This window comes from Nesterenkonia sp. (assembly GCF_029265375.1).
Taxonomy (GTDB): Bacteria; Actinomycetota; Actinomycetes; order Actinomycetales; family Micrococcaceae; genus Nesterenkonia.
Map to the genome: position 1 here is coordinate 1 of NZ_JAJUJJ010000011.1, position 20,677 is coordinate 20,677.

The following is a 20,677-nucleotide window of genomic DNA, read 5'->3' on the forward strand; positions in this document are numbered from 1 at the left end:
GCATGACTACAATCACCACAGGCGGCACTCAGCGCTGGGCTACCAGGCACCGGCGGTCTATGCCGCGAGCTGCCGCCACAGAAGAGAAGATCAATCCCCGCAACTCACATAAGACCTGGACCTAACACCGGGGGCATTCCAGGGGCGCACCCGCATGGCGGGATCGCAGGCATCCACGCTGGGCTCAAGGGACTGATCAGGCACGCCCACCAGCGTATCGGCGCTGGGCCGGGCCCCGCAGCCGACGAAGCTGCGGCTCCTCAGCGCGTTAGCTGGGGGTATTTCGTCTCACTTGAGGGCGCCGACCAATGGTGCCTGGCGCCCCGGGGACCCGGCGCCCTAGCCCCTTCTTCTTCGCTGTCCCGGGCAATGTAGTCATGCGAAATCAGCCAGTGAGCGTCGGATGAAAGTACTCGAAGAGTGAATGATCGATTGGCTCTTCAAACTTTAGGAGCATCCGGACAACATCTAAGGGTTCGCCGTTCTTGCCCGGCATCGTCGTCTGATCAGGACTCTCTGCGTGCGCCTGGCCGAGATAGTAGAAGCCTGTTCCCTCAGCGTCATCCCTCTGGACGAAGACGTGGACGTCCACCTCGTTATTGACGATTGCGCTCACCTCGCCGCTGCGGAGTGTTCGGCGGCTACGGGTGTACCAGCGCATCGTTGACGGATCCAGGAGGGCATCGTCATAAGCGACGCTAGCTTCAACATCATCACCCTTATGTAGGGTCACAAAAATCGGGGCCACACCCGTATCAACATCAGTGCGGTATCCGTATATCGTCGACGCGTTCGACCGAGCCCACCCCAGCAATCGACAGACGTCTCGGCGGGAGTACTGACTGCCGGGCGTAAAGATTCTGTCATGCCGGTACTCGGAGGCGTTTCTGCGTTTTCCGGTCCAGATGAGGTCGTCGACGTACCGACGAAATGATTCCCTACTGTGGTAGGCCTCATGCAACTCATTACTCACCCAAACAGTCCCATCGTGCTCAGCGAAGGCCAATGGGTCCTGGTACCGTGCACGGTCCCCCGCGTTGTAGCCGTCTAATGTGAACGTGTCGATCACACTCTTAGCCACCAGTTCGTCTGCGAGTAGCCCGCTCTCGTGCAATCGCCGCAGGAGTTCGTCTTTCGTGATCGACTTCTGTTCCAACAAAGCAACGAGGAGAACAAATTCGTGAAGTCGCTTGGCGGGAAGAACCTCATGTGACAACAAGTGCAGCATGCGCGACTCGCCCGGGGTGAGGAGAGGATCTACCTTGCGGACTTTGTGCAGGAGAGCTGGATAGTGTTCCTGCCGGGTCGCGAGCACCACGGGATCGACAGACTGCTGTTCCCAAAAGTCCCGGAGCTGGGGAACACGTCCTACGCGCTGTTCAATGAGTTCAATCTCTCTCTTGAGGTCACGAAGGCTGTCCAGTCTGGCCGTGGCGATGGAGTCAAACACGCGGCGACGCGCAACCTCATCAAAGTGGACGCTGGATAGTCCTGCGAGAAATCCGTCCTCTTCTGCAACCGTGAGGCTCTTGCGCATGGATTCCTTGTTGAGCGATCTATCGCCGAACAAGGCGATGGGAATCATGTAGTTATTGGCGTAATTGCCGATGAAGTCGATGACGGTGAGGTGATCCTTGCCTGGGGCTTTGCGTAACCCGCGGCCTAGTTGTTGGACGAATATGATGGCCGACTGTGTCTGCCGCAACATGATGACCTGGTTGACGCTGGGAATGTCGACTCCTTCATTGAAGATGTCAACCGTCAACAGGTAGTCCAGCTCGCCTGCCCGCAACTGTTCTACGGCCCTGGCACGTTCTGCGCTGCTGTCGTCGCCTGTCAGCGCCTTGGTGCGCAGCATCTGTCCATTGAGTCTGCGTTGATTTAATTGATCTGATAAACGACGGGCCTCGTCTTTACGACTGCAGAAGATGAGTCCTTGGGTTTGCACGCCTTGCTGGGAATATTTCGCAATAGCACTGAGAAGATGGTCAACGCGGAATTGACCGGTCAAGACGTCGAGACTGGCATCAGCGTCAATCGTGGTGCCATCAGTGAAGGTGGCTTCGGAGACGCCGTAGTAGTGGAACGGTGAGAGCATGTCGGCTTCGAGAGCATCGTGCAATCTAATCTCGTAGGCGACGTTGTAGTCGAATAGCTCGAAGATGTTGAAGCCGTCGGTCCGCTCAGGCGTGGCGGTAATGCCCAATAGGAAGGGCGGCTTGAGGTGCGCCAATACTTGCTGGTAGGTGGCCGCGCCGGCTCGATGCACTTCGTCGATGAGAACGTAGTCAAAGGTATCCGGGCCGAATGAGCTCAGTACGTCGTAACGGGAAAAGGTTTGGATGGTCGAAAAGACGTACTTGGCATCCGTTTCTCTCGTACGGCCGACCACCTTGCCATAATCGGCGTCGCGCCCTCCCAGTACCTTCTTGTACTCAGCGATGGCACGATCAATGATCTGTTCTCGGTGTACGAGAAATAGGAACCGTCGGGGAGAATACGAGGCGACATCCAGCGCAGACAGGATCGTCTTGCCAGTGCCCGTCGCGGATATCACCACCGCTCGGTCACAACCCCGGTCTCTCATCTCCTGAATCGCAGCCAACGCCTGCTTCTGCATCGAGTTGGGCCTAATTTCTGGGCGACCCGGCCTGGTTGACGTGCTCGTTCCAATAGCGCCCCGCGCCTGCTGGTCCCCTGCAACCTCAAGCGGCCAAGGGGAAGGCGGCAACACTGAGTAGGTATCGGAGTAGGACTCAATCCACTCTTCGCTCAGAGGAATCGATGCCGCCAGTTGATCCTGAGTGAGACGGTCGATCTGGGTGGCCAGATCGCCCTGAGTGGCTGCTGATACTTTGAGGTTCCACTCGTGATTCTTCGTGAGCGCTGTGGCAGTGAGATTAGAACTGCCGATGAGGGCCGTTACGCTGCCACGTTGGCGGAAGATATACCCCTTGGGGTGAAAGGCGTCCGCATTGTGTACGCGGATCTTGACGCGGGGATGTTGCTCCTGGATTCGCAGCAGATCGTAGAAGACCCTCGGAGGGTTGAAGGTGTTGTAAGTACCGGTGACGATGACGCCTTCACCGTGAAAATCGTAAAGATCCTGGCGCAGCATCGCTATGGCTGACGGTGAGATGAACGCAACGGAGAAAAGGAACTCGTCCGCTCGGCGGAGTTCTGTTCTGAGGCTCCGAAGTACTGTCTCACCGTTAGAGGCGTTCAAGACAAGTTGCGGAGCGAAGGTCCCACGCCCCGGGTGGGAACGATTGAGAAAGCCGTACCGAAGATCGGTCTCGAGTGGTCCCGAGGCCCATGCGAAATCTGGACTCAGACTCATGCGCTGAACTTCGCTTCTATCTTCTTAATCGCCGGAACGTCAGCGGGAGCCCATTCCAGAGTCCGCAGGTCTGCCGGCCCGAGCCATTTGACTTCAGCATGTTCGGTGAGCTGCGGCCGGCCCGCGATGAGTTCACAGTAAAAGGTGGTGAGGGTAACGATGCCGAAGTCGTACTCGTGCGTGGTTGTATCCACATGCTCGCCCACCAGGACTTCGCACTCAAGTTCCTCGGTGATTTCTCGATAGAGCGCTTGTTCTGGCGTTTCTCCCGGTTCGATCTTGCCACCAGGGAACTCCCACATATTGGGCAGGCTACCGCTCGGTCCACGCTGGGCACATAGGATCTTCCCGTCCTGAACTATGACGGCACCCACCACGTTGATCTGCTTCTTCATGCGTCCCTCGGCTTTCCCTCTGCAGCTCGCCGTCAAGCCTACCGGTGAGCTACGACAAGGCTAGGGAGCCAAACGTCCCAATCGGCGAGCTTCTAGTCCACTGGTCCAGCAGCACAAAAGGCCTGCCACTACACAGCAGCGCCCCCGCCGCCGGGTCCGGTCCGACTGCGAGGGCGCTGCGCGAAGATCGGGATGGGCCTCAGCCCAGGGCTCACTCGCCCTGGTGGACGAAGGCGACCTCCAGGTCCAGGGTGACCTTGTCGCCGACCAGCACGCCGCCGGTCTCCAGGGCCGCGTTCCAGCTCAGACCGAACTCCTTGCGGGAGATCACGGAAGAAGCGGAGAAGCCGGCGCGGGTGGCGCCGAAGGGATCCACGGCCTGGCCGCCGAACTCCACCTCAAAGGTGACCTCCTTGGAGACACCGCGGATGGTCAGTTCGCCGGTGAGGTCGAAGGTCTCGCCGGTGGGCTTCACGCCGGTGGCCACGAAGGTCATCTCCGGGTACTTCTCAACGTCCAGGAAGTCCTCGCCGCGCACGTGGGCGTCGCGATCTTCATTCTTGGAGTTGAAGGACTCAGCGCGCACCACGGCGTTGACGTCGGTGGTGCCGTCCTCGGCGACCTTCAGGGTGCCGGTGGCCTCCTCGAAGACCGCACGCACCTTGGAGATGCCGGCGTGACGCACGGTCAGGCCGATCTCCGAATGTGCCGAGTCCAGGGTCCAGGTGCCGGGAGTCAGGGTGACTGCCATGTGTGTCTCCTTCAGTGATGGATGGATGCGATCACTCGCAGTAGGTTTCCCGCTGTTGCTTGCGGTTCGCTGGATCTCAACTCACTCTAGCCCACATTTATTTCAAAATTGAACCAGTTCACGGGAAGTTCACTCCGGCGTCACCGATTCAGGCTGAGGCCCGGTGCACCAGTTCGGTCTCCAGGACCACCGACGACGCCGGCTGCTCCTCCAGCAGCCCCATCAGCATCGAGACCGCCGTCGTCGCCATCTGCGCCACCGGGTTCTGCAAGGTGGTCAGCGGAGGGCGTGTCAGCTGAGCCGCCTGCGAATCGTCAAAACCGACCACGGCCACATCCTCCGGCACCCGGATCCCGCGCCCCTGGAGCTCATGGATCGCAGCGACCGCCATCAGGTCACTGGCGACGAACAGTCCGTCCAGCTCCGGCTGGCGCGCCAGCAGCCGCGCGACCGCCTGCGCCCCGGACTCCGAGGAGAAGTCACCATGCTCCACCAGGTCATCGGGCAGTCCCGCCTCATGCAGCCCCTGCCGCCACCCGGCCAGCCGGTCCTCACCGGCAGCCATATCCATGGCTCCGGTGATGGTGCCGATGCACCGCCGTCCAGCGGTGACCAGGTGCTCCGCTGCCAACCTGCCGCCGGCGTGGTTGTTCACATCCACATACGGGATGCCCACATCGCCCACATAGGGCCGGCCCACATATACCGCAGGGAGCCGGGTCTCGGTGAGCACCTGCCAGATGTGGTCATCACGGTGATGGGAGACCACGATGGCCCCGTCGGTGTAGCCACCGCGCAGGTAGCGCTCAATCTTCAGCGAGTTCCCCGGCTGACCCATGGCCAGCAGCACCTGCACCGGGGAGTCGGCCAACGACTGAGTGATCGATGCCAGCAGCGAGGCGAAGAACGGGTCCGTGAACACTCGATCTTCGGCCTCGGGCACCACCACGGCGATGGAGTCGGGCTCGGGGCGCACCAGCGAGCGCGCATTGCGGTTGGGCCGGTACCCCAGCTCGGTCACCGCAGTCTGCACAGCCTCCCGCGCGGCACTGCCCACACGGGGATCCATATTCACCACGCGGGAAGCAGTAGCCCGGGAGACACCGGCCCGGGCGGCCACATCCTCCAGGGTGGGGAGTCGTTTTGCCGGCATGCCCCCTAGTCCACCATGCCGGTGGCAGCGACCTGGGCATACCAGTGTGCGCTGTCCTTCGGTGTCCGCCGCTGGGTGGTGTAGTCCACATGGACAATGCCGAATCGCTTGGAGTAGCCGAAGGCCCACTCGAAATTGTCCAGCAACGACCACACGAAGTATCCGCGCACATCCGCGCCGTCCTCGATCGCGGCGTGGACAGCATGAAGGTGCCGGCGGATGTAGTCGAGCCGTTCGGCGTCGTGGATTCCGGTCTCGGTGAGCTCATCCTCGTAGGCAGCTCCGTTCTCAGTGACATACAGCGCCACATTCGCCGGACCGGTGTAATCGGTGTGCAGCCGCACCAGGAGCCTGTGCAGCGCCTCCGGGAGCACCTCCCATCCCATGGCAGTGCGCGGCAGCTCGCGGGGCACCGGACTGACGTGTTCGCTGCCCACATTCGGGGTCGGCGGACCAGCGCGCCGGGCGGCGGCGGCCTTCTCAGCGGCCTGTTCAGGGTCCGCACCCCTCAGCAGCTCTCCGGTGTAGAAGTTCACCCCCAGCACGTCGATCGGTGTGGAGATGGTCTCCATATCGCACTCGGCCACCAGCCCCTGGGGCCACAGGCCGGCCTGGTCGGCCAGCACATCGGAGGGATAGGCGCCTTTCAGCACCGGCTCGATGAAGAACCGGTTGAACGAGCCGTCCAGCCGACGGGCCGCGTCCCGGTCCGCCGCCGAGTCAGGATCAGCCGGCTGATAATCGGTGAAGTTCAGAGTCAGGCCCAGCTGCAGCTGCGGGTCCCGCTGACGCAGCGCTGTGACGGCCCGTCCGTGGGCCAGCAGAAGGTGGTGAGCCGCGGCCAGAGCAGCGCTGGGCTCGGTGCGGCCGGGCGCGTGGTGGCCGTTGGCGTAGCCGAGGAATGCCGCGCACCAGGGTTCGTTCAGCGTGGTCCAGTGCCGCACCCGGTCCCCCAGGGCCTCATGCAGCACCACCGCATAGCGTTCGAACGCCTCTGCCGTGCTGCGCACCGTCCAGCCGCCGGCGTCCTCCAGCGCCTGCGGGAGGTCCCAGTGGTACTGGGTCAGCCACGGGGTGATGCCGGCCTCCAGCAGCTCATCCACCAGATCCGAGTAGAACTTCAGCCCCTCCGGATTGGGAGTCACCCCGTCCGGCATCACCCGGGACCAGCTGACGGAGAAGCGGTAGACCTGCAGGTTCAGCCGCTTCATCAGTGCCACGTCCTCCCGGAAGAGCCGGTAGTGGTCACAGGCGGTGTCCCCGGTGTGGCCCTCGAACACCTTCCCTGGGGTTTTGGAGAAGGTGTCCCAGATGGAAGCCCCGCGGCCGCCGTCGTTCCACCCGCCCTCCACCTGGTAGGCGGCGGTGGCTGATCCCCACAGGAAGTTCGGTGGGAACCTGACTGCCGTGGGGGAGGCGACAGCTTCAGCGGGCACAGCGTGATTCATGCTTTGACAGCTCCTTGCATAATTCCGGACACGAGCTGGCGGCCCGTGAAGACGAAGAGGATCAGCAGCGGCACAGTGGCCAGCGTGGCCCCGGTGAGCACCAGCGAATAGTCCACAAAGTGGGCGGCCTGCAGCTGCTGCAGCGCCACCGGCAGTGTGGGGTTCTGCGGGCCCAGCACAATGAACGGCCAGAAGAAGTTGGTCCAGTTCAGTACAAAGGTGAACAGGAACAGCATGGCGGCCGCGGGCCGGGCTGCCGGAAGGCAGACGTGGTAGAAGGTGCGGATCATGCTGCAGCCGTCCACTGTGGCGGCCTCGATGAGTTCATCCGGGATCGCCTGACGCAGGTACTGAGTCATCCAGAACACTCCGAAGGCGGTCACCAATCCCGGCACGATCACCGCGGTCAGCTCACCGGTCCAGCCCAGGGCCGCCATGACCTGGTAGAGCGGGACCACGCCCAGTTGGGTGGGCACCGCCATAGTGGCGATCACGAAGACCAGCAGCGGCCCCGAGCCGCGGAAACGCAGCTTGGCGAAGGCGTAGCCGGCCAGAGTGGAGAACAGCACCACGGAGAAGGCGGTGGTGGTGGAGACGATGAGCGAGTTCGCCGTGGCCCGCCAGAACGGGATGGTGTCCATCACCTCGGCGGCATTGGCGAAGAAGTTCCCGCCCGGCCACCAGGGGAAGGAGGTCTGAGCCAGGATCGTGGAGTGGTGGGAGCCGATGAGCACGCTCCACCACAGCGGGAACATCCCGCCGAGCACGACGGCGGCCAGGCACCCGTAGACGATGAACCCGGGGCGGCGCCCCGAGGCCGAAGCTGCTCTGCGGCGCGGGCGCCGGGGCGGCTGGGCCTGCGCGTCGACTGGGGAAATAGGTGCAGCTGCGGACATCTATCGGGCCCCTTTCTGCCTACGAATCCGCCGGTCGGCGGCTTCGGCGTCGGCGATGCGCCGGGTGATGCTGAAGTTGATGATGCCGATGGCCACAATCAGCAGGAACAGCAGCACCGCCACTGCGGAGGCCAGCCCGAAGTCGGAACGGGTCCACCCCAGCTCATAGAGGTAGATGGTCAGGGTCCGCCACTGGCCGTCGGTGCCTCCGCGGCCGTACTGGTCATACATCCTGGGCTCATCGAAGATCTGCAGACCGCCGATGGTGGAGGTGATCACCACGAAGATGATCGTCGGGCGCAGCATGGGCACTGTCACCGAGAGGAACTGCCGCACCCTGCCTGCGCCGTCGATCTCCGCCTGCTCGTAGAGATCCCGCGGAATGGCCTGCATGGCGGCCAGGAAGATCAGCGCGTTGTACCCGGTCCAGCGGAAGTTCACCATGGTAGCGATCGCCAGGTGGGAGGGAAGCACCTCAGAGTGCCAGCCGATGCCGCCGATGCCGATGCTCTCCAGCACAGAGTTGACCAGGCCGAAGCGCTGGCTGAACAGGTTGGAGAAGATCAGCGCCACCGCCACGGGGGTGACCACATAGGGCAGCAGCACCCCCATGCGCCAGAACGTCTTGGCACGCAGATTGGTATCAAGCATGTAGGCGATGACGATGGCGGCCACCACCTGCGGCCCGGTGGAGAGGATGAAGATGCTCAGCGTGTTGCGCAGCGCGACCCAGAAGTCCCGCTGGCCCAGCACGTCGGCGAAGTTCTCCCACCCGGTGAACTCGCCCTGGCCCATGATGAGGTCCCAGTCATGGACGGCGACCCACGCGGTGTAGGCCAGCGGGAACAGGCCGACCAGGGCGAACAGGAGGAAGAACGGGCTGATGTAGAGGTAGGGCGAGAACCTGCGGTCCCAGGCGGAGAGCCGATTCCGCAGGCTCCCGGCCGCCGGTTTGCGGCCGGGTCCCGCGGATCGGCCCGCCCCGGAGCCGGTGTTCCTCACCTGCGCCCGCTCAGCGGAGGTGACAGCAGCCATGGGCTATCTCATGGCCTCCACGTCGTCGACGAACTTCTCCCAGGAGCTCTCGGCGTCGTCGACGCCGTCGACATCAACCCGGTTCAGCGCGTCCTGGATGGCCACATTGATCAGCAGGTAGTTCGGGCCCTTCAGCGGCTGGATCTCCACCGCCTCGGCGCGGTTGGCCAGGATCTCTCCGACCGGGGCGTCGTTGAAGAACTCATCGGTGGCCGACTGGACCTCCTCTGACTCCAGGGCCTCCACAGTGGAGGGGAAGGCGCCGATGGCCTCGAAAGCCTTGATCTGCTGCTCCGGTGCGGTCAGCCAGGCGGCCAGCTCCTTGGCGGCCTCGACGTTCTCCCCCTGACTGGGCACGGTCAGGTAGGAGCCGCCCCAGTTTCCTCCGCCGCCGGGGAAGACATCAGCAATGTCCCAGCCCTCGACGCCGTCGGCATTGCCCTCGATGACTCCGAGCATCCAGCCGGGGCAGAGCATGGTGGCGAAGCCGTCACGCTGGAAGGCATCGGTCCAGTCTCCGGACCACTGGGACAGTCCGGCGGAGAGTCCGTCATCCACGCTGGCGGTCACCAGCGCGTCATAGCGGTCCTTCACCTCCGGATTGGTGTCGGCGATGATCTCTCCGTCCTCAGTCTCGTAGGGCACCTCCACCTGGTTGATCATGCCCTGCCAGATGTTGTCGCTGCCCGAGTACCAGGCGGCCTCGGAGTTGGCCACGAATTCCCGGCCGACCTCGAAGTAGTTCTCCCAGTCGCCGTCGAGCAGCTCGGCCACCTCTTCGCGGTCGGTGGGCAGCCCGGCTTCCTCGAACAGGTCCGCCCGGTAGCACAGGGCCTGCGGCCCCACATCGGTGCCGTAGCCGATGAGCCGGCCGTCCTCATCGACGGCGTCCTGATACTTCCAGTCCAGCCAGCGGCCTTCGACCTCCGGGTCGGAGAGGTCCTCGAACCGGTCGGAGTACTGCATGAACTCCACCAGCCAGTCGACCTCCACGGCTTCGATGTCGCTGGCCCCGGTGCCGGCGCCCAGGCTGTTGCGCAGGGCATCGCGGGCGTTCTCTGCAGTGTCGACTTTGTTGTGCTCGATCCGGATTCCGGTCAGCTCCTCGTACTCCTCGAAAAGCTCTTCGTAGCCGAATTCGTTGAAGGTGGTGACCGTCAGGCTCTCTGGGGCCTCTGCCTCCGAGCCGCTGGTCTCGCCGTCAGCCTCGTTGCCGCAGGCGCTGAGCATCAGCGCGGCGGCCGCGGCGGCTGCGGCTGCCAAGTGTCGGCGGGGCCTGGGGCCGGGTGTGTGGTCTGTGGTGCTCACGTGTCCTCCTCAAGGTCTGTGCTGCTGCCGGTGCTCAGCAGCTGCGCTGAATCCGGGGCCGGGAAGCCAGCTGCGGCCCGCTGCCGACGGGTGAGCTGTCTGCGTCCTTTCAGCGGCGCCAGGGGTCGGCTCCGCTGCGCCCCGAACGTCGTGAGAGCGCTCTCACGGTGTGATGACCGTAACACCGACCGCAGGCGGTGACAAGCTTCACAGCCCGGGGCTCTCGCCGCGACCTGGGCGGATCAGCGGCACCGATTCTGCAGGTTGAGCAGGAAGATGGTGGCGAAGCAAGTAGACTCGGGCGCAGACTGCCCACCGGCGGGGTCCGCACCGGGCCCGCCCAACACTGCCCAGCCAAGGAGGTGCCCGTGGGTCTGCTCGACAGTCTGGAGCGCGGTATCGAGCGAGCCGTCCGCGGCGCCTTCACAGGACGCGGAGGAGGCCTCGGCCCCGTGGAGATCGCCACAGCAGTACGCCGCCACATGGACCGCGAGTCCGCCCAAGCTGCCGCTGGGGCCAATGTGGTGCCCAACCTCTACAAGATCCGGCTCTCCGAGGCGGACTTCGCCGAAGCCAAGAAGTACGGCCAGGCTCTGGCTGAGGAGCTCTGCGAGGAGATCATCCGCCACGCCGACTCCCAGGGCTACACCCTGCTGGGACCGGTGAAAGCCACCTTCGTGAAGAACACCGAGCTCAAGCGCGGCCAGATGAGCATCGAAACCCAGACCGACCGGGATGTGGATCCCGCCGCCGCTGTCTCCCGCCCCGCCCATGCTCCGGCGGCCGGGCCGACGGCCACCAGCGCCCTGCCGTCCCGCGGCCCCAGGCCCCCGGCCCCGGCATCCTCCGCTGCGGCCACCATTGAGTACGAAGGCCGGGCCCTGCCCCTGAACCAGGAGACCACGATCGTGGGACGGTCCTCCTCGGCGGATGTCACCATCTCCGACACCGGCGTCTCCCGGCAGCATCTGCAGATCCAGCGCGCCGGCAGCCGCTGGTTCGCCCGGGACCTGGGCTCCACCAACGGGTCCTACGTCAATGGCGAGGATCTGCGTTCGGCCGAGACTGAGCTGCACGATGGCGCTGTGATCGCTCTGGGCAACGCTCGGCTGCGCTTCCGCCTAGGCTGAAGGAGACGCCTATGAGCACTGTGACCATCCGCCGTACCCGGACCCTGCAGGGGGTGGGGCGATGAGCGAACTGGCCATCACCGTCCTGCAGTTCGGCCTGCTGCTGCTGCTGTGGATCCTCATCCTGTCGATCATCGCCGCCCAGGGCCGGGACATGAAGATCTCCAAGCGCTCCCGCACCCGGGTTCCGCGCACCGCTCCGCCTGCCCCCAGCGCTGAGGCCTCCGGGGGCACCCCGGCCACCGTCCACCACTCGGGCCAGCAGCCCCGCCCGCGGCCGCGACGGCTGGTGGTCTCCGAAGGGCCGCTGGTCGGCACCGAGGTGGAGCTGGGTTCGGCTCCGATCATGCTCGGCCGCGCCCAGGAGTGCACTGTGGTGCTGGAGGACGACTACGCCTCCGGCAAGCACGCCCGGCTCTTCCCCCAGGGCTCCCGCTGGTTCCTGGAGGACCTGGGCTCCACCAACGGCACCTGGCTGGGCGAGGAGCAGCTCACCCGCGCCTCCACAGTGGAGCCCGGCGACCGCATCCGCATCGGCAAAACCGTGCTGGAACTGAGAACCTAAGACACCTATGGCACTGGTCTTCCGCTTCGCCGCACGCTCCGACGCCGGGGTCGTCCGCTCCAAGAACGACGACTCCGGGTATGCCGGGCGCTACTTCGCAGTGGTCGCCGACGGGATGGGCGGCCACGCCGGAGGCGACATCGCCTCCGCCTCCACCGTGCTGGACCTGGCTCACCTGGACACCCGGGGATTCGCCGAGCCGGACACAGTGCTGCCGGACGAGATCCAGACCGCCAACGCCTTCCTGAACAAACTGGTCCAGACCAATCCGAAGCTCGCCGGAATGGGCACCACCATCACGGCCGCGCTGATCACCGGGGACAAGCTGCAGTTCGCCCATATCGGCGACTCCCGCGCCTACCGGCTGAAGAAGGGCCGGTTCCGTCAGGTCAGCCACGACCACACCTTCGTGCAGCGGCTGGTCGACGAGGGCCGGCTGGACCCCGAGGCTGCGGAATACCATCCGCACAAGAACGTGCTGATGCGCGTGCTCGGCGATGTGGACGCCTCCCCCGAACTCGACATCACCAGCTTCCCGCTGGAGGCCGGCGAGCGCTGGCTGCTGTGCTCCGACGGACTCAATGCGGTGGTCTCCGACCGGCTGATCGAGCAGAAGCTGCGCAGCGGTGACGAGCTGGAGACGATCGTCGACGAACTGGTTGACCTCACCCTGGAAGGCGGGGCCCCGGACAATGTCACGGTGGTGTGCCTGGAGGTGGTGGAGGCCGACGAGGAGGACCTCACCGGATCCGACGACCTGCCGCTGACCGAAGAGGCGGTGGCCGCGGCCAGCTCCTCCTACACCGATCCGGATGCCGGCAGCGAAACTATGGAGCTGGACGTGGTGCCGGTGGTCAACCGGGAGGCCCTGTCCGGGCATCGTCCCGACGACGCTGAGCTTTCACCGCTGTCAGCCGCGATGGTCCAGCGCAAGCTCGGGGTGCGCCCCCACACTCTGGTCGGCGCCGCAGTGCAGGCCGCCGAGACCGGCACCATCCCGGTGATCCCCCGCAATGTGGACGAGCACCCTGTGCCGCTGCTGACCGGCCAGCCGCTCCGCCCGGTGCGCCACACATACTCCGAGATGCTCGGCGAGCCGCAGCCGGGCACTCCCGAGGCCGAGACTGAATCAGCCGGCCAGCGCAGCGAGCCCTCCGAATCGCTGGAGACCGGCGACGACGAGGCCGAGGCGGACTTCGGGATCGAATTGGACGAGGAGGATCTCCAGCAGCTGGAGACGGTGCGCCGCCGTCGCTCCTGGTTCCTGCCGGTCTTCGTCACGCTGCTGGTGGTGCTCATCGCCGTGGTGACTTTCCTGGGTTACGTATGGACCCAGACCCAGTACTATGTGGGCGCCGACGACGGCGAAGTGGCCATCTACAGCGGGGTCTCCCAGACATTGGGGCCGATCAGCCTCTCCGAGGTCGACGAGCACGTCGACATCCGGCTCGAGGACCTCCCCCACTACGACCGAAACCGGGTGACCAGCGGCATCTTCGCCGAAGACCGGGCCCATGCAGAGCAGATCGTGGAGAACCTCCGGCAGAGCGCAGAGGAAGGCGGTGGGCAGTGAGCAGCGCAGAGACGGACCATCCCAAGCCGCGCCGCAATGCGGAGCTTGTCCTGCTGCTGATCGCCCTGGTCATCGGCATCGGCGCCCAGGTGCTGGTGGGGCTGACCATGGAGGACCAGATCGACCAGCGCTACTGGATCGAGGCAGCCGTGCAGGTGGTGCTCGCCGTCGGCTTCCACGTGGTGCTGCGGCTGCGCGCCGCCTATGCCGACCCGTTCATCCTGCCGATCGCGGTCACGCTCAACGGTCTGGGGATCGCGATGATCCACCGGCTGGACTTCACCGCCGCATACGAAGGCGTCGCCGACCGTCAGCTGGTGTGGACCGCGGTCTCCATGGCCGCCGCAGCGGCCCTGCTGATCTGGCTGAAGGACCACCGCAGGCTGCGCCAGCTGACCTACATCTCCCTGCTGGTCAGCATTGTTCTGCTCTTCCTGCCGATCGTGCCCGGCCTGGGCCGGGACATCCAGGGCGCCCAGGTGTGGGTGAGCATCGGTGCGATGAGCTTCCAGCCCGGCGAGCTGGCCAAGATCACCCTGGCGATCTTCTTCGCCGGCTTCCTGGCCAACAACAGAGACCTGATCCTGCTGGCCGGCCGGAAGGTGGGTCCGCTGACCTTCCCCCGGCTGCAGGACCTCGGCCCGCTGTTCCTGGCGTGGGTGATCGCCCTGGGCGTGCTGATCGTGCAGAACGACCTGGGCAACGCCCTGATGTTCTTCGGGCTCTTCGTCGCGGTGATCTACGTGGCCACCTCCCGGTTCTCCTGGATCGCCATCGGCGGGGTCTTCATCGCCGCCGGAGCGGTGCTGGCCTACCAGATGGTGCCCCACGCCCGAAACCGGTTCGACATTTGGCTCCACGCCTTCGACCCGGAGATCTACGGCCAGATGTACGGCTCCCACCAGCTGGTGCAGGGAATGTTCGGGCTGGCCCACGGCGGGCTGACCGGCACCGGTCTGGGCAACGGAAACCCGCAGATGGTGTCGCTGGCGAACTCGGACATGATCATCGCCGCCTTCGGCGAGGAGCTGGGCTTCATCGGGCTGGGCGCGATGCTGCTGCTCTACTTCATCCTGTTCTCCCGGTATATGCGCGCCGCCGTCGGCACCCGTGACCATTTCGGAAAGCTGCTGGCCGCCGGCCTGGCGGTGATCCTGGTGCTGCAGGTCTTTGTGGTGGTCGGCGGAATCACCCGCGTGATCCCGATGACCGGCCTAGTCAGCCCATTCCTGGCCGCGGGAGGCTCCGCACTGCTGGCTAACTGGCTGATTGTGGCGATCGTGCTGATGATCAGCAATGCCGCCCGACGGCCCATCTACGCGGGTCCGATGCTCAACACCACCGGCGCCGGAGCCGCCGGCACCGAGGATCCGCTCAGCAGCGATCAGGCCCGTACCGAGACCACCGCCGAGCAGACCGGTGTTACTGATGCGGCAGGCCCGGCTGCGGACTCCGCCTCCGCCGGCAGTCAGGGGGGTCAGCGGTGAACAACGCTATCCGCCACACCTGGGTGGTCTCCGTCGCCCTGTTCCTCTCCCTGTTCGTGGCGCTCTCGCTCATCCAGGTGGTGCTGGCCGATGACCTGAACTCCCGCGATGAGAACGCCCGGCAGACCATCGCCAACGCCGGTGCCCCACGCGGACCGATCACCGTCGATGGTGCCCCGATCGTCGAATCGGTGCCCAGCGACCATACTCAGTACGACTTCCAGCGGGTCTACCACGAACCCGAGCTCTACAGCGGGATCACCGGCTTCTTCTCGGTCACCGGATCCTCCTCCGGTCTGGAGAGCGAGCTCAACGACTATCTCTCCGGGCAGTCCGACTCGCAGTTCTTCGACCGCATCACCGCACTGTTCACCGGACGGACCATGCAGGGCGCCCAGGTGGAGCTGACCCTGGACGGGGAGCTGCAGCAGCTTGCCTACGATCTGATTCCCGAGGATCGGCGCGGCACCATTGTGGTCACCGATGTCACCACCGGAGAGATCCGGGCCATGGCCTCCAAGCCCAGCTACGACCCCAATGACCTGGCGGTGCATTCGGCCTCGGAGTTCGAAGAGGCCCAGCAGCGGCTGGAGGAGCAGCCGGGCCTGAGCATCTGGACCAACCGGGCGCTGAATATGCCGGTCGCCCCCGGATCGACGTTCAAACTGGTGGACACCCTGGCGATGCTGGAGTCCGGAGACTACGACCTGGACACCGAATTGGACGTCCCGGAGACCCTGGATCTGCCGAACACCGAGCACGGTCTGGAGAACTTCGCCGACGGCGGCTGCCATCAGCGCGAGCAGGCCGAATTCATCTGGATCTTCGCCCAGTCCTGCAACACCCCCTTCGCTGAGGCTGCCATGGAGCTGGGCCAGGATGAGATCCTTGCCGCCGCGGAGGCCTTCGGGTGGAACCAGAGCATCGAGGTTCCGCTGAGCACCACGCCCTCCCGGTTCCCCACCGACGAGCTCTCCGATGACGTGCTGGCGCTGTCCTCCATCGGCCAGCAGGATGTGACCGCCACCGCCATGCAGCTGAATATGGCGGCCGCCGCCATCGCCAATGACGGCACCATGATGCATCCGCAGCTGGTGGACACCATCCGCGGCTCCGACCTGCAAATCCTGCAGCAGCCCAGCCCGGAGGTGTTGAATGAGGTGATGGACTCCTCGACCGCCTCCGACATCACCGAGATGATGGTGGAGACCGTGGAATCCGGCACCGGATTCCGGGCCCAGTCGGAGCGGTTCGACGTCGCCGCGAAGACCGGCACCGCAGAGATCGGCGACGACGACGGCCTGGTCAACTCATGGATCACCGGATTCGCGCCGGCAGATGATCCGCAGTACGCGGTCACCGTGGTCTATGAGCGCATCGAACTCTCCGAGGGCAGCCAGCTCACCGGCTCCCAGATGCTTACTATGCTGGAAGCGGTGATAGAGGAATGAGACCCGCAGTAGGGATCACCATGGGTGACCGCTACAAGCTCACCGAGCGCATCGCCATCGGAGGCATGGGCGAGGTGTGGAAGGCCGACGACGAGGTCCTCGGCCGCACCGTCGCGATCAAGATCCTCAAAGAGGAGTACACCGGCGACGAAGCGTTCCTCCGCAGGTTCCGCGCCGAAGCCCGGCACACCGCCCTGCTGAATCACCCCGGCATCGCCGATATCTACGACTACGGCGAGCAGGCCGGCTCCGGCTACCTGGTGATGGAGCTGGTGCCCGGACGGCCGCTGAGCGTGATCCTGGAGAAGGACAAGACCCTCCCCTGGGAGAAGACGCTGTCCATCCTGGCTCAGACCGGCCGCGCCCTGCAGGTCGCCCATGATCAGGGCCTGGTGCACCGGGACGTGAAACCCGGAAACCTGCTCATCACCCCCACTCGGCGGGTGAAGATCACGGACTTCGGCATCGCCCGGCTGGCCGACCAGGTGCCGCTGACCGCCACCGGCCAGGTCATGGGCACCGTCCAGTACCTCTCCCCCGAGCAGGCCACCGGGCAGCACGCCACCGGCTCCTCAGACATCTACGCGTTGGGCATCATCGGCTATGAGGCGCTGGCCGGCCACCGGCCGTTCACCGGTGAATCGCAGATCGCCATCGCGCTCAAGCAGGTCAACGAAGCCCCGCCTCCGCTGCCGGATTCGATTCCGGCCCCAGTGCGGGCGCTGATCATGTGCATGCTCGCCAAAGAGGTGGACCAGCGTCCGGCCAATGCCACCAAGATGGCCGACGCCGCCGAGGCGCTGCTGCGCCACGACACCACCGCCGCCCTGGAGGCCGTGCCGCCGATGCGCGCCCACCTGGCGGGTGAGGCCGGTCCCGGCGATGCGACCGAGGTGCTGCCCACTGCGCCGGCTGCCGGGAGTGGTTCCCCGGGGGGAGGCCCGGCCGGGGCCGCCGCCGGCGCCACTTCGGCGGCTTCGGGCGCCGCTGAGAGCGCACTGACGCCCGATGCCCCGACTCCGGCGGCGATGCCGGCCATGTCGGCCGGCACAGCCAACGGTTCCGATCGGCCCCACCCGGAGGACGCCGAGGATTCCGGATCCCGCTGGCACTGGCCGGTGATCGTGCTGGTGCTGCTGGTGCTGCTGGCCCTCTTCGGCGCCTGGGTGCTGCCCATGATGGCCTCTGAGGAGCCGGAGCCTGATCAGCCCGCCACCACGGTGGCGCCGGCTCCCACCCCGGTGCAGACCGTGACTGCCGAGGCCCCGCTGGTCGAGGTGATCGAGGAGGACCTGCTCGGCATGGACGTCCAGGACGCCGCCGAGCTGCTGGAGGGCGAAGGACTGGAGGTGGAGACCGAGCCGGTGCAGGCCGGAACCACCGCAGGGGCGGTGACCGGAGTGACTCCTTCAGGCAATCTGCCCGAAGGCACCACCGTGACCCTGTTCTACTCCGCCGGCCCGCCCCCGGCCCCGGAGACCACCCAGGCGCCCCCGCCGGTGCAGCCCACCACGCCGGAGCGGACCACCGACGAGCCGACCACTGAGGAGCCGACGCCGACCGAAAGCCCCACCACCCCGTCGACTCCCACTGAGGACACCAGCCCCACCGATGAGGCCAGCGAGGCCGACGGCGACCAGGACGGCGGTGGAGCAGACGGCTCCGACGGCGACCAGGACGGCGGTGCGGCTGACAGCTCCGACGGCGGCGCGGCAGACGATTCCGGCAGCGGCACCGATGACGGCTCCGACCCCGGGGACGGGGAAGAGGCCACCGAGCCGGAGGCTGAGTCCTCCCCCACCACGCCGGTCGCCAGTGACTCCAGCAGCTCCCCCACCGCCACCGAAACGGAGTCTCAGACGGTCTCCGGCTCCTGGTTCGGGTGGAACCGCGACTACCGCTGGCCCGAGCGGCAGCCCTATCAGCCGCCGTCGTACCTCGCCTTCGGTGCGCAGAGTGGACCTGAAAGCTTCACCGGGCAAGGATGGACGGCAGGACCATGACCGAGACATCACAGCGCGTGCTCAACGGCCGCTACCGGATCGAGGCCCTCATCGGCCGCGGTGGCATGGCCGATGTCTACCGTGCGGTGGACCTGTCCCTGGACCGGATCGTCGCGGTGAAGATGCTGCGCCCGGACCTGGCCCGGGATCCCATGTTCCAAACCCGGTTCCGCCGTGAGGCGCAGTCCTCGGCCTCGCTGAACCATCCGAACATCGTCGGGGTCTATGACACCGGGCAGGTGGAGGTGCCCGAGAACGGCGGGGATGTGAAGACGCCGTTCATCGTCATGGAGTTCGTCGACGGCGTCACGCTGCGGCATATCCTCCACGGCACCCCCGCCGACCGGAAGACCGGGTCGGAGCAGATGCCGCCGCCCCCGCCGGAGTCCCAGGCCACCGGCGGAACCCGGCCGATGACCTCCGACTCCGATGTGCTCGGGGTTGCTGACGACGACGCCACCCAGGCGGTTCCGCATGTCTCCGAGCCGCTGCAGGAGAAGATCGACCACGCGCTGGGCCAGCCGCTGAGCGAGCAGGAGGCGGCCGGCTACATCTCCGGGGTGCTGGGCGCACTCAGCTACAGCCACGCCAAGGGAATCGTCCACCGGGACATCAAGCCCTCCAATGTGATGGTCGGCAACGACGGCGAGGTCAAGGTCATGGACTTCGGGATCGCCCGGGCGCTGGCCGACTCCGCGCAGACCATGACCCAGACCTCCGCGGTGGTGGGCACCGCCCAGTACCTCTCCCCCGAGCAGGCCCGCGGAGAGGTGGTGGACCACCGCTCGGACCTCTATTCAGCCGGATGCGTGCTCTTCGAGCTGCTGACCAACCGGCCCCCCTTCACCGGGGACTCCCCGGTCTCGGTGGCCTACCAGCATGTGCGCGAGGACCCGCCGATGGTCTCCGACCTCAACAACCGGGTCTCCCCAGCCATGGAGTCCGTGGTGGCCAAGGCGCTGACCAAGGACCCCGCCCTGCGCTTCCAGTCCGCCGAAGAGTTCGACCAGGCGGTCGCCGACGCGCTGCGCGGGATCCCGGTGGATGAGGCGCCCACCGCGGAGATGGCCGCCGTCGCCGGTGCCGCCGGTGCCGGCAGAGGAAGTTTCGACGACGTCGTCGCCCCCGGGGCGGTGGGCACCCCGCTGTCCGCCCGCACCCCGGAGGACCCGGATATCGACGACTACTACCAGGACTACCGGGAGCCGCCGAGGCGGCGAAGCCGCGGCCTCTGGGCGATCCTCCTGCTGGTGCTGATCCTGGGTGTGATCGCCGGCGGCACCTTTGTGCTCTCCCGCGTGCTGGACTCCGGTGAGCCGGTGCAGATCCCGGAGGTGGCCGAGATGCCCCGCTCCGATGCGATCGACGAGCTCAACGCTGCCGGACTGAACCATGAGATCCGCACCGAGCCTCACGATGAGATAGCCGCTGACCACGCCATCGGCACCGAGCCGAGCGCCGGTGAGCAGGTCGAGCGCGGCTCCGAGGTGGTGCTCGTCCTCTCCGAGGGAGCTGACTCGGTGACCATTCCCGATGGGCTGATCGGGGAGAGTGAGGAATCAGTGCGCGCCACCCTGGAGGATATCGGCCTGGAGATCGGCGAGATCACCAAGGAGGACGATCCTGAGCTGGGCGAGGGCGAGGTCATCAGCACCGACCCTGAAGCCGGCACCGACGTCGACTCCGGCAGTGAGGTCAACCTGGTGGTCTCCACCGGGATGATGGAGGTGCCCGAGGGCGTGGCCGTCGGCGAGTGGCGCTCCGATGTGGAGGCTGCCCTCGGAGCGGCCGGCATCCCCTATGAGCTGGAATGGGTGGAGACCGAGGACGTGGAGTTCGACGGCGAGGTCATCGGGATCGAAGCAGCCGGCGAATCCGTCACCAGCGGCGACCGCATCCCCAACGGCGAGGCCATCATCATCTCCGCCGGATACCAGCCCGAAGAGGAGCCGGAGGAGGACGAGGAGGACTCCGAGGACGAGAACTCCGGGAACGAGGACGAGAACTCCGGGGACGAGGACGAGAACTCCGACTCTGAGGATGAGGAGTCCAACGGCAATGGGAACGGAAACGGCAATAACGGCAATGGCCGCGGCAACGGGAATGGCAGCGGGAACAACGACGACGGCGGGGAGAACTAGC

The 20,677-nt window shown here is 65.7% G+C and carries 15 protein-coding genes; 7 read left to right on the forward strand and 8 right to left on the reverse strand.

The annotated features are described in order from the left end of the window. Positions 1–385: 385 nt before the first annotated feature. From Q1K09_RS06090 to Q1K09_RS06125, 8 genes are all read right to left on the reverse strand, one after another. Positions 386–3,118: a DUF3427 domain-containing protein gene (locus tag Q1K09_RS06090; protein WP_366909079.1), complete on the reverse strand. Its 2,733-nt coding sequence runs from the start codon at positions 3,116–3,118 to the stop codon at positions 386–388. 218 nt (positions 3,119–3,336) lie between these two features. Beyond that, positions 3,337–3,735, reverse strand: a complete 399-nt coding sequence (locus Q1K09_RS06095) for a (deoxy)nucleoside triphosphate pyrophosphohydrolase (protein ID WP_300344013.1) — start codon at positions 3,733–3,735, stop codon at positions 3,337–3,339. 211 nt (positions 3,736–3,946) lie between these two features. Beyond that, on the reverse strand, positions 3,947–4,486 hold the full coding sequence (locus tag Q1K09_RS06100; RefSeq protein WP_300344015.1) for a YceI family protein: 540 nt from the start codon (positions 4,484–4,486) through the stop codon (positions 3,947–3,949). A 148-nt stretch (positions 4,487–4,634) separates the two neighbouring features. Continuing rightward, entirely contained in the window at positions 4,635–5,639 is a 1,005-nt protein-coding gene (locus Q1K09_RS06105) for a LacI family DNA-binding transcriptional regulator (RefSeq protein ID WP_300344016.1), read from the reverse strand. Between the two features lie 5 nt (positions 5,640–5,644). After that, positions 5,645–7,087, reverse strand: a complete 1,443-nt coding sequence (locus tag Q1K09_RS06110) for a GH1 family beta-glucosidase (RefSeq protein WP_300344017.1) — start codon at positions 7,085–7,087, stop codon at positions 5,645–5,647. Next, positions 7,084–7,983, reverse strand: a complete 900-nt coding sequence (locus tag Q1K09_RS06115) for a carbohydrate ABC transporter permease (protein ID WP_300344018.1) — start codon at positions 7,981–7,983, stop codon at positions 7,084–7,086. Before Q1K09_RS06115 ends, Q1K09_RS06110 begins: the two co-directional genes overlap by 4 nt. Next, positions 7,984–9,018 (reverse strand): sugar ABC transporter permease, encoded by a 1,035-nt coding sequence (locus Q1K09_RS06120; protein WP_300344020.1) that lies wholly within the window; start codon positions 9,016–9,018, stop codon positions 7,984–7,986. A gap of 3 nt (positions 9,019–9,021) precedes the next feature. Further along, complete coding sequence (locus Q1K09_RS06125) at positions 9,022–10,248, reverse strand: ABC transporter substrate-binding protein (protein ID WP_300344111.1); 1,227 nt, start codon at positions 10,246–10,248, stop codon at positions 9,022–9,024. Positions 10,249–10,694: 446 nt separating this feature from the next. On the opposite strand from Q1K09_RS06125, the gene Q1K09_RS06130 reads away from it, so the two are divergent. The 7 genes from Q1K09_RS06130 (at position 10,695) to Q1K09_RS06160 (ending at position 20,676) form a co-directional block, all read left to right on the forward strand. Continuing rightward, on the forward strand, positions 10,695–11,456 hold the full coding sequence (locus tag Q1K09_RS06130; RefSeq protein WP_300344021.1) for a DUF3662 and FHA domain-containing protein: 762 nt from the start codon (positions 10,695–10,697) through the stop codon (positions 11,454–11,456). 61 nt (positions 11,457–11,517) lie between these two features. Continuing rightward, a complete protein-coding gene (locus tag Q1K09_RS06135; protein WP_300344022.1) occupies positions 11,518–12,021 on the forward strand; it encodes an FHA domain-containing protein in 504 nt (167 codons plus the stop codon). A gap of 7 nt (positions 12,022–12,028) precedes the next feature. Next, positions 12,029–13,594, forward strand: coding sequence for a PP2C family serine/threonine-protein phosphatase (locus Q1K09_RS06140; RefSeq protein ID WP_300344023.1), 1,566 nt, complete (start codon positions 12,029–12,031; stop codon positions 13,592–13,594). Then, entirely contained in the window at positions 13,591–15,081 is a 1,491-nt protein-coding gene (locus tag Q1K09_RS06145) for an FtsW/RodA/SpoVE family cell cycle protein (protein ID WP_300344024.1), read from the forward strand. Before Q1K09_RS06140 ends, Q1K09_RS06145 begins: the two co-directional genes overlap by 4 nt. After that, positions 15,078–16,532 (forward strand): penicillin-binding transpeptidase domain-containing protein, encoded by a 1,455-nt coding sequence (locus Q1K09_RS06150; RefSeq protein WP_300344026.1) that lies wholly within the window; start codon positions 15,078–15,080, stop codon positions 16,530–16,532. The genes Q1K09_RS06145 and Q1K09_RS06150 overlap by 4 nt, the downstream gene beginning before the upstream one ends. Then, on the forward strand, positions 16,529–18,535 hold the full coding sequence (locus Q1K09_RS06155) for a protein kinase (protein WP_300344028.1): 2,007 nt from the start codon (positions 16,529–16,531) through the stop codon (positions 18,533–18,535). Before Q1K09_RS06150 ends, Q1K09_RS06155 begins: the two co-directional genes overlap by 4 nt. Continuing rightward, positions 18,532–20,676, forward strand: a complete 2,145-nt coding sequence (locus Q1K09_RS06160; protein ID WP_300344030.1) for a protein kinase — start codon at positions 18,532–18,534, stop codon at positions 20,674–20,676. Before Q1K09_RS06155 ends, Q1K09_RS06160 begins: the two co-directional genes overlap by 4 nt. The last annotated feature ends 1 nt before the right edge of the window (position 20,677 follow it).

Bases quoted from the DNA above. Each gene is read 5' to 3' on its own strand.
- Q1K09_RS06095 (WP_300344013.1), bottom strand. From the start codon at position 3,735: ATGAAGAAGCAGATCAACGTGGTGGGTGCCGTCATAGTTCAGGACGGG.
- Q1K09_RS06100 (WP_300344015.1), bottom strand. From the start codon at position 4,486: ATGGCAGTCACCCTGACTCCCGGCACCTGGACCCTGGACTCGGCACAT.
- Q1K09_RS06125 (WP_300344111.1), bottom strand. From the start codon at position 10,248: ATGCTCAGCGCCTGCGGCAACGAGGCTGACGGCGAGACCAGCGGCTCG.
- Q1K09_RS06155 (WP_300344028.1), top strand. From the start codon at position 16,529: ATGAGACCCGCAGTAGGGATCACCATGGGTGACCGCTACAAGCTCACC.
- Q1K09_RS06105 (WP_300344016.1), bottom strand. From the start codon at position 5,639: ATGCCGGCAAAACGACTCCCCACCCTGGAGGATGTGGCCGCCCGGGCC.
- Q1K09_RS06120 (WP_300344020.1), bottom strand. From the start codon at position 9,018: ATGGCTGCTGTCACCTCCGCTGAGCGGGCGCAGGTGAGGAACACCGGC.
- Q1K09_RS06160 (WP_300344030.1), top strand. From the start codon at position 18,532: ATGACCGAGACATCACAGCGCGTGCTCAACGGCCGCTACCGGATCGAG.
- Q1K09_RS06115 (WP_300344018.1), bottom strand. From the start codon at position 7,983: ATGTCCGCAGCTGCACCTATTTCCCCAGTCGACGCGCAGGCCCAGCCG.
- Q1K09_RS06140 (WP_300344023.1), top strand. From the start codon at position 12,029: ATGGCACTGGTCTTCCGCTTCGCCGCACGCTCCGACGCCGGGGTCGTC.
- Q1K09_RS06135 (WP_300344022.1), top strand. From the start codon at position 11,518: ATGAGCGAACTGGCCATCACCGTCCTGCAGTTCGGCCTGCTGCTGCTG.
- Q1K09_RS06090 (WP_366909079.1), bottom strand. From the start codon at position 3,118: ATGCTGCGCCAGGATCTTTACGATTTTCACGGTGAAGGCGTCATCGTC.
- Q1K09_RS06110 (WP_300344017.1), bottom strand. From the start codon at position 7,087: ATGAATCACGCTGTGCCCGCTGAAGCTGTCGCCTCCCCCACGGCAGTC.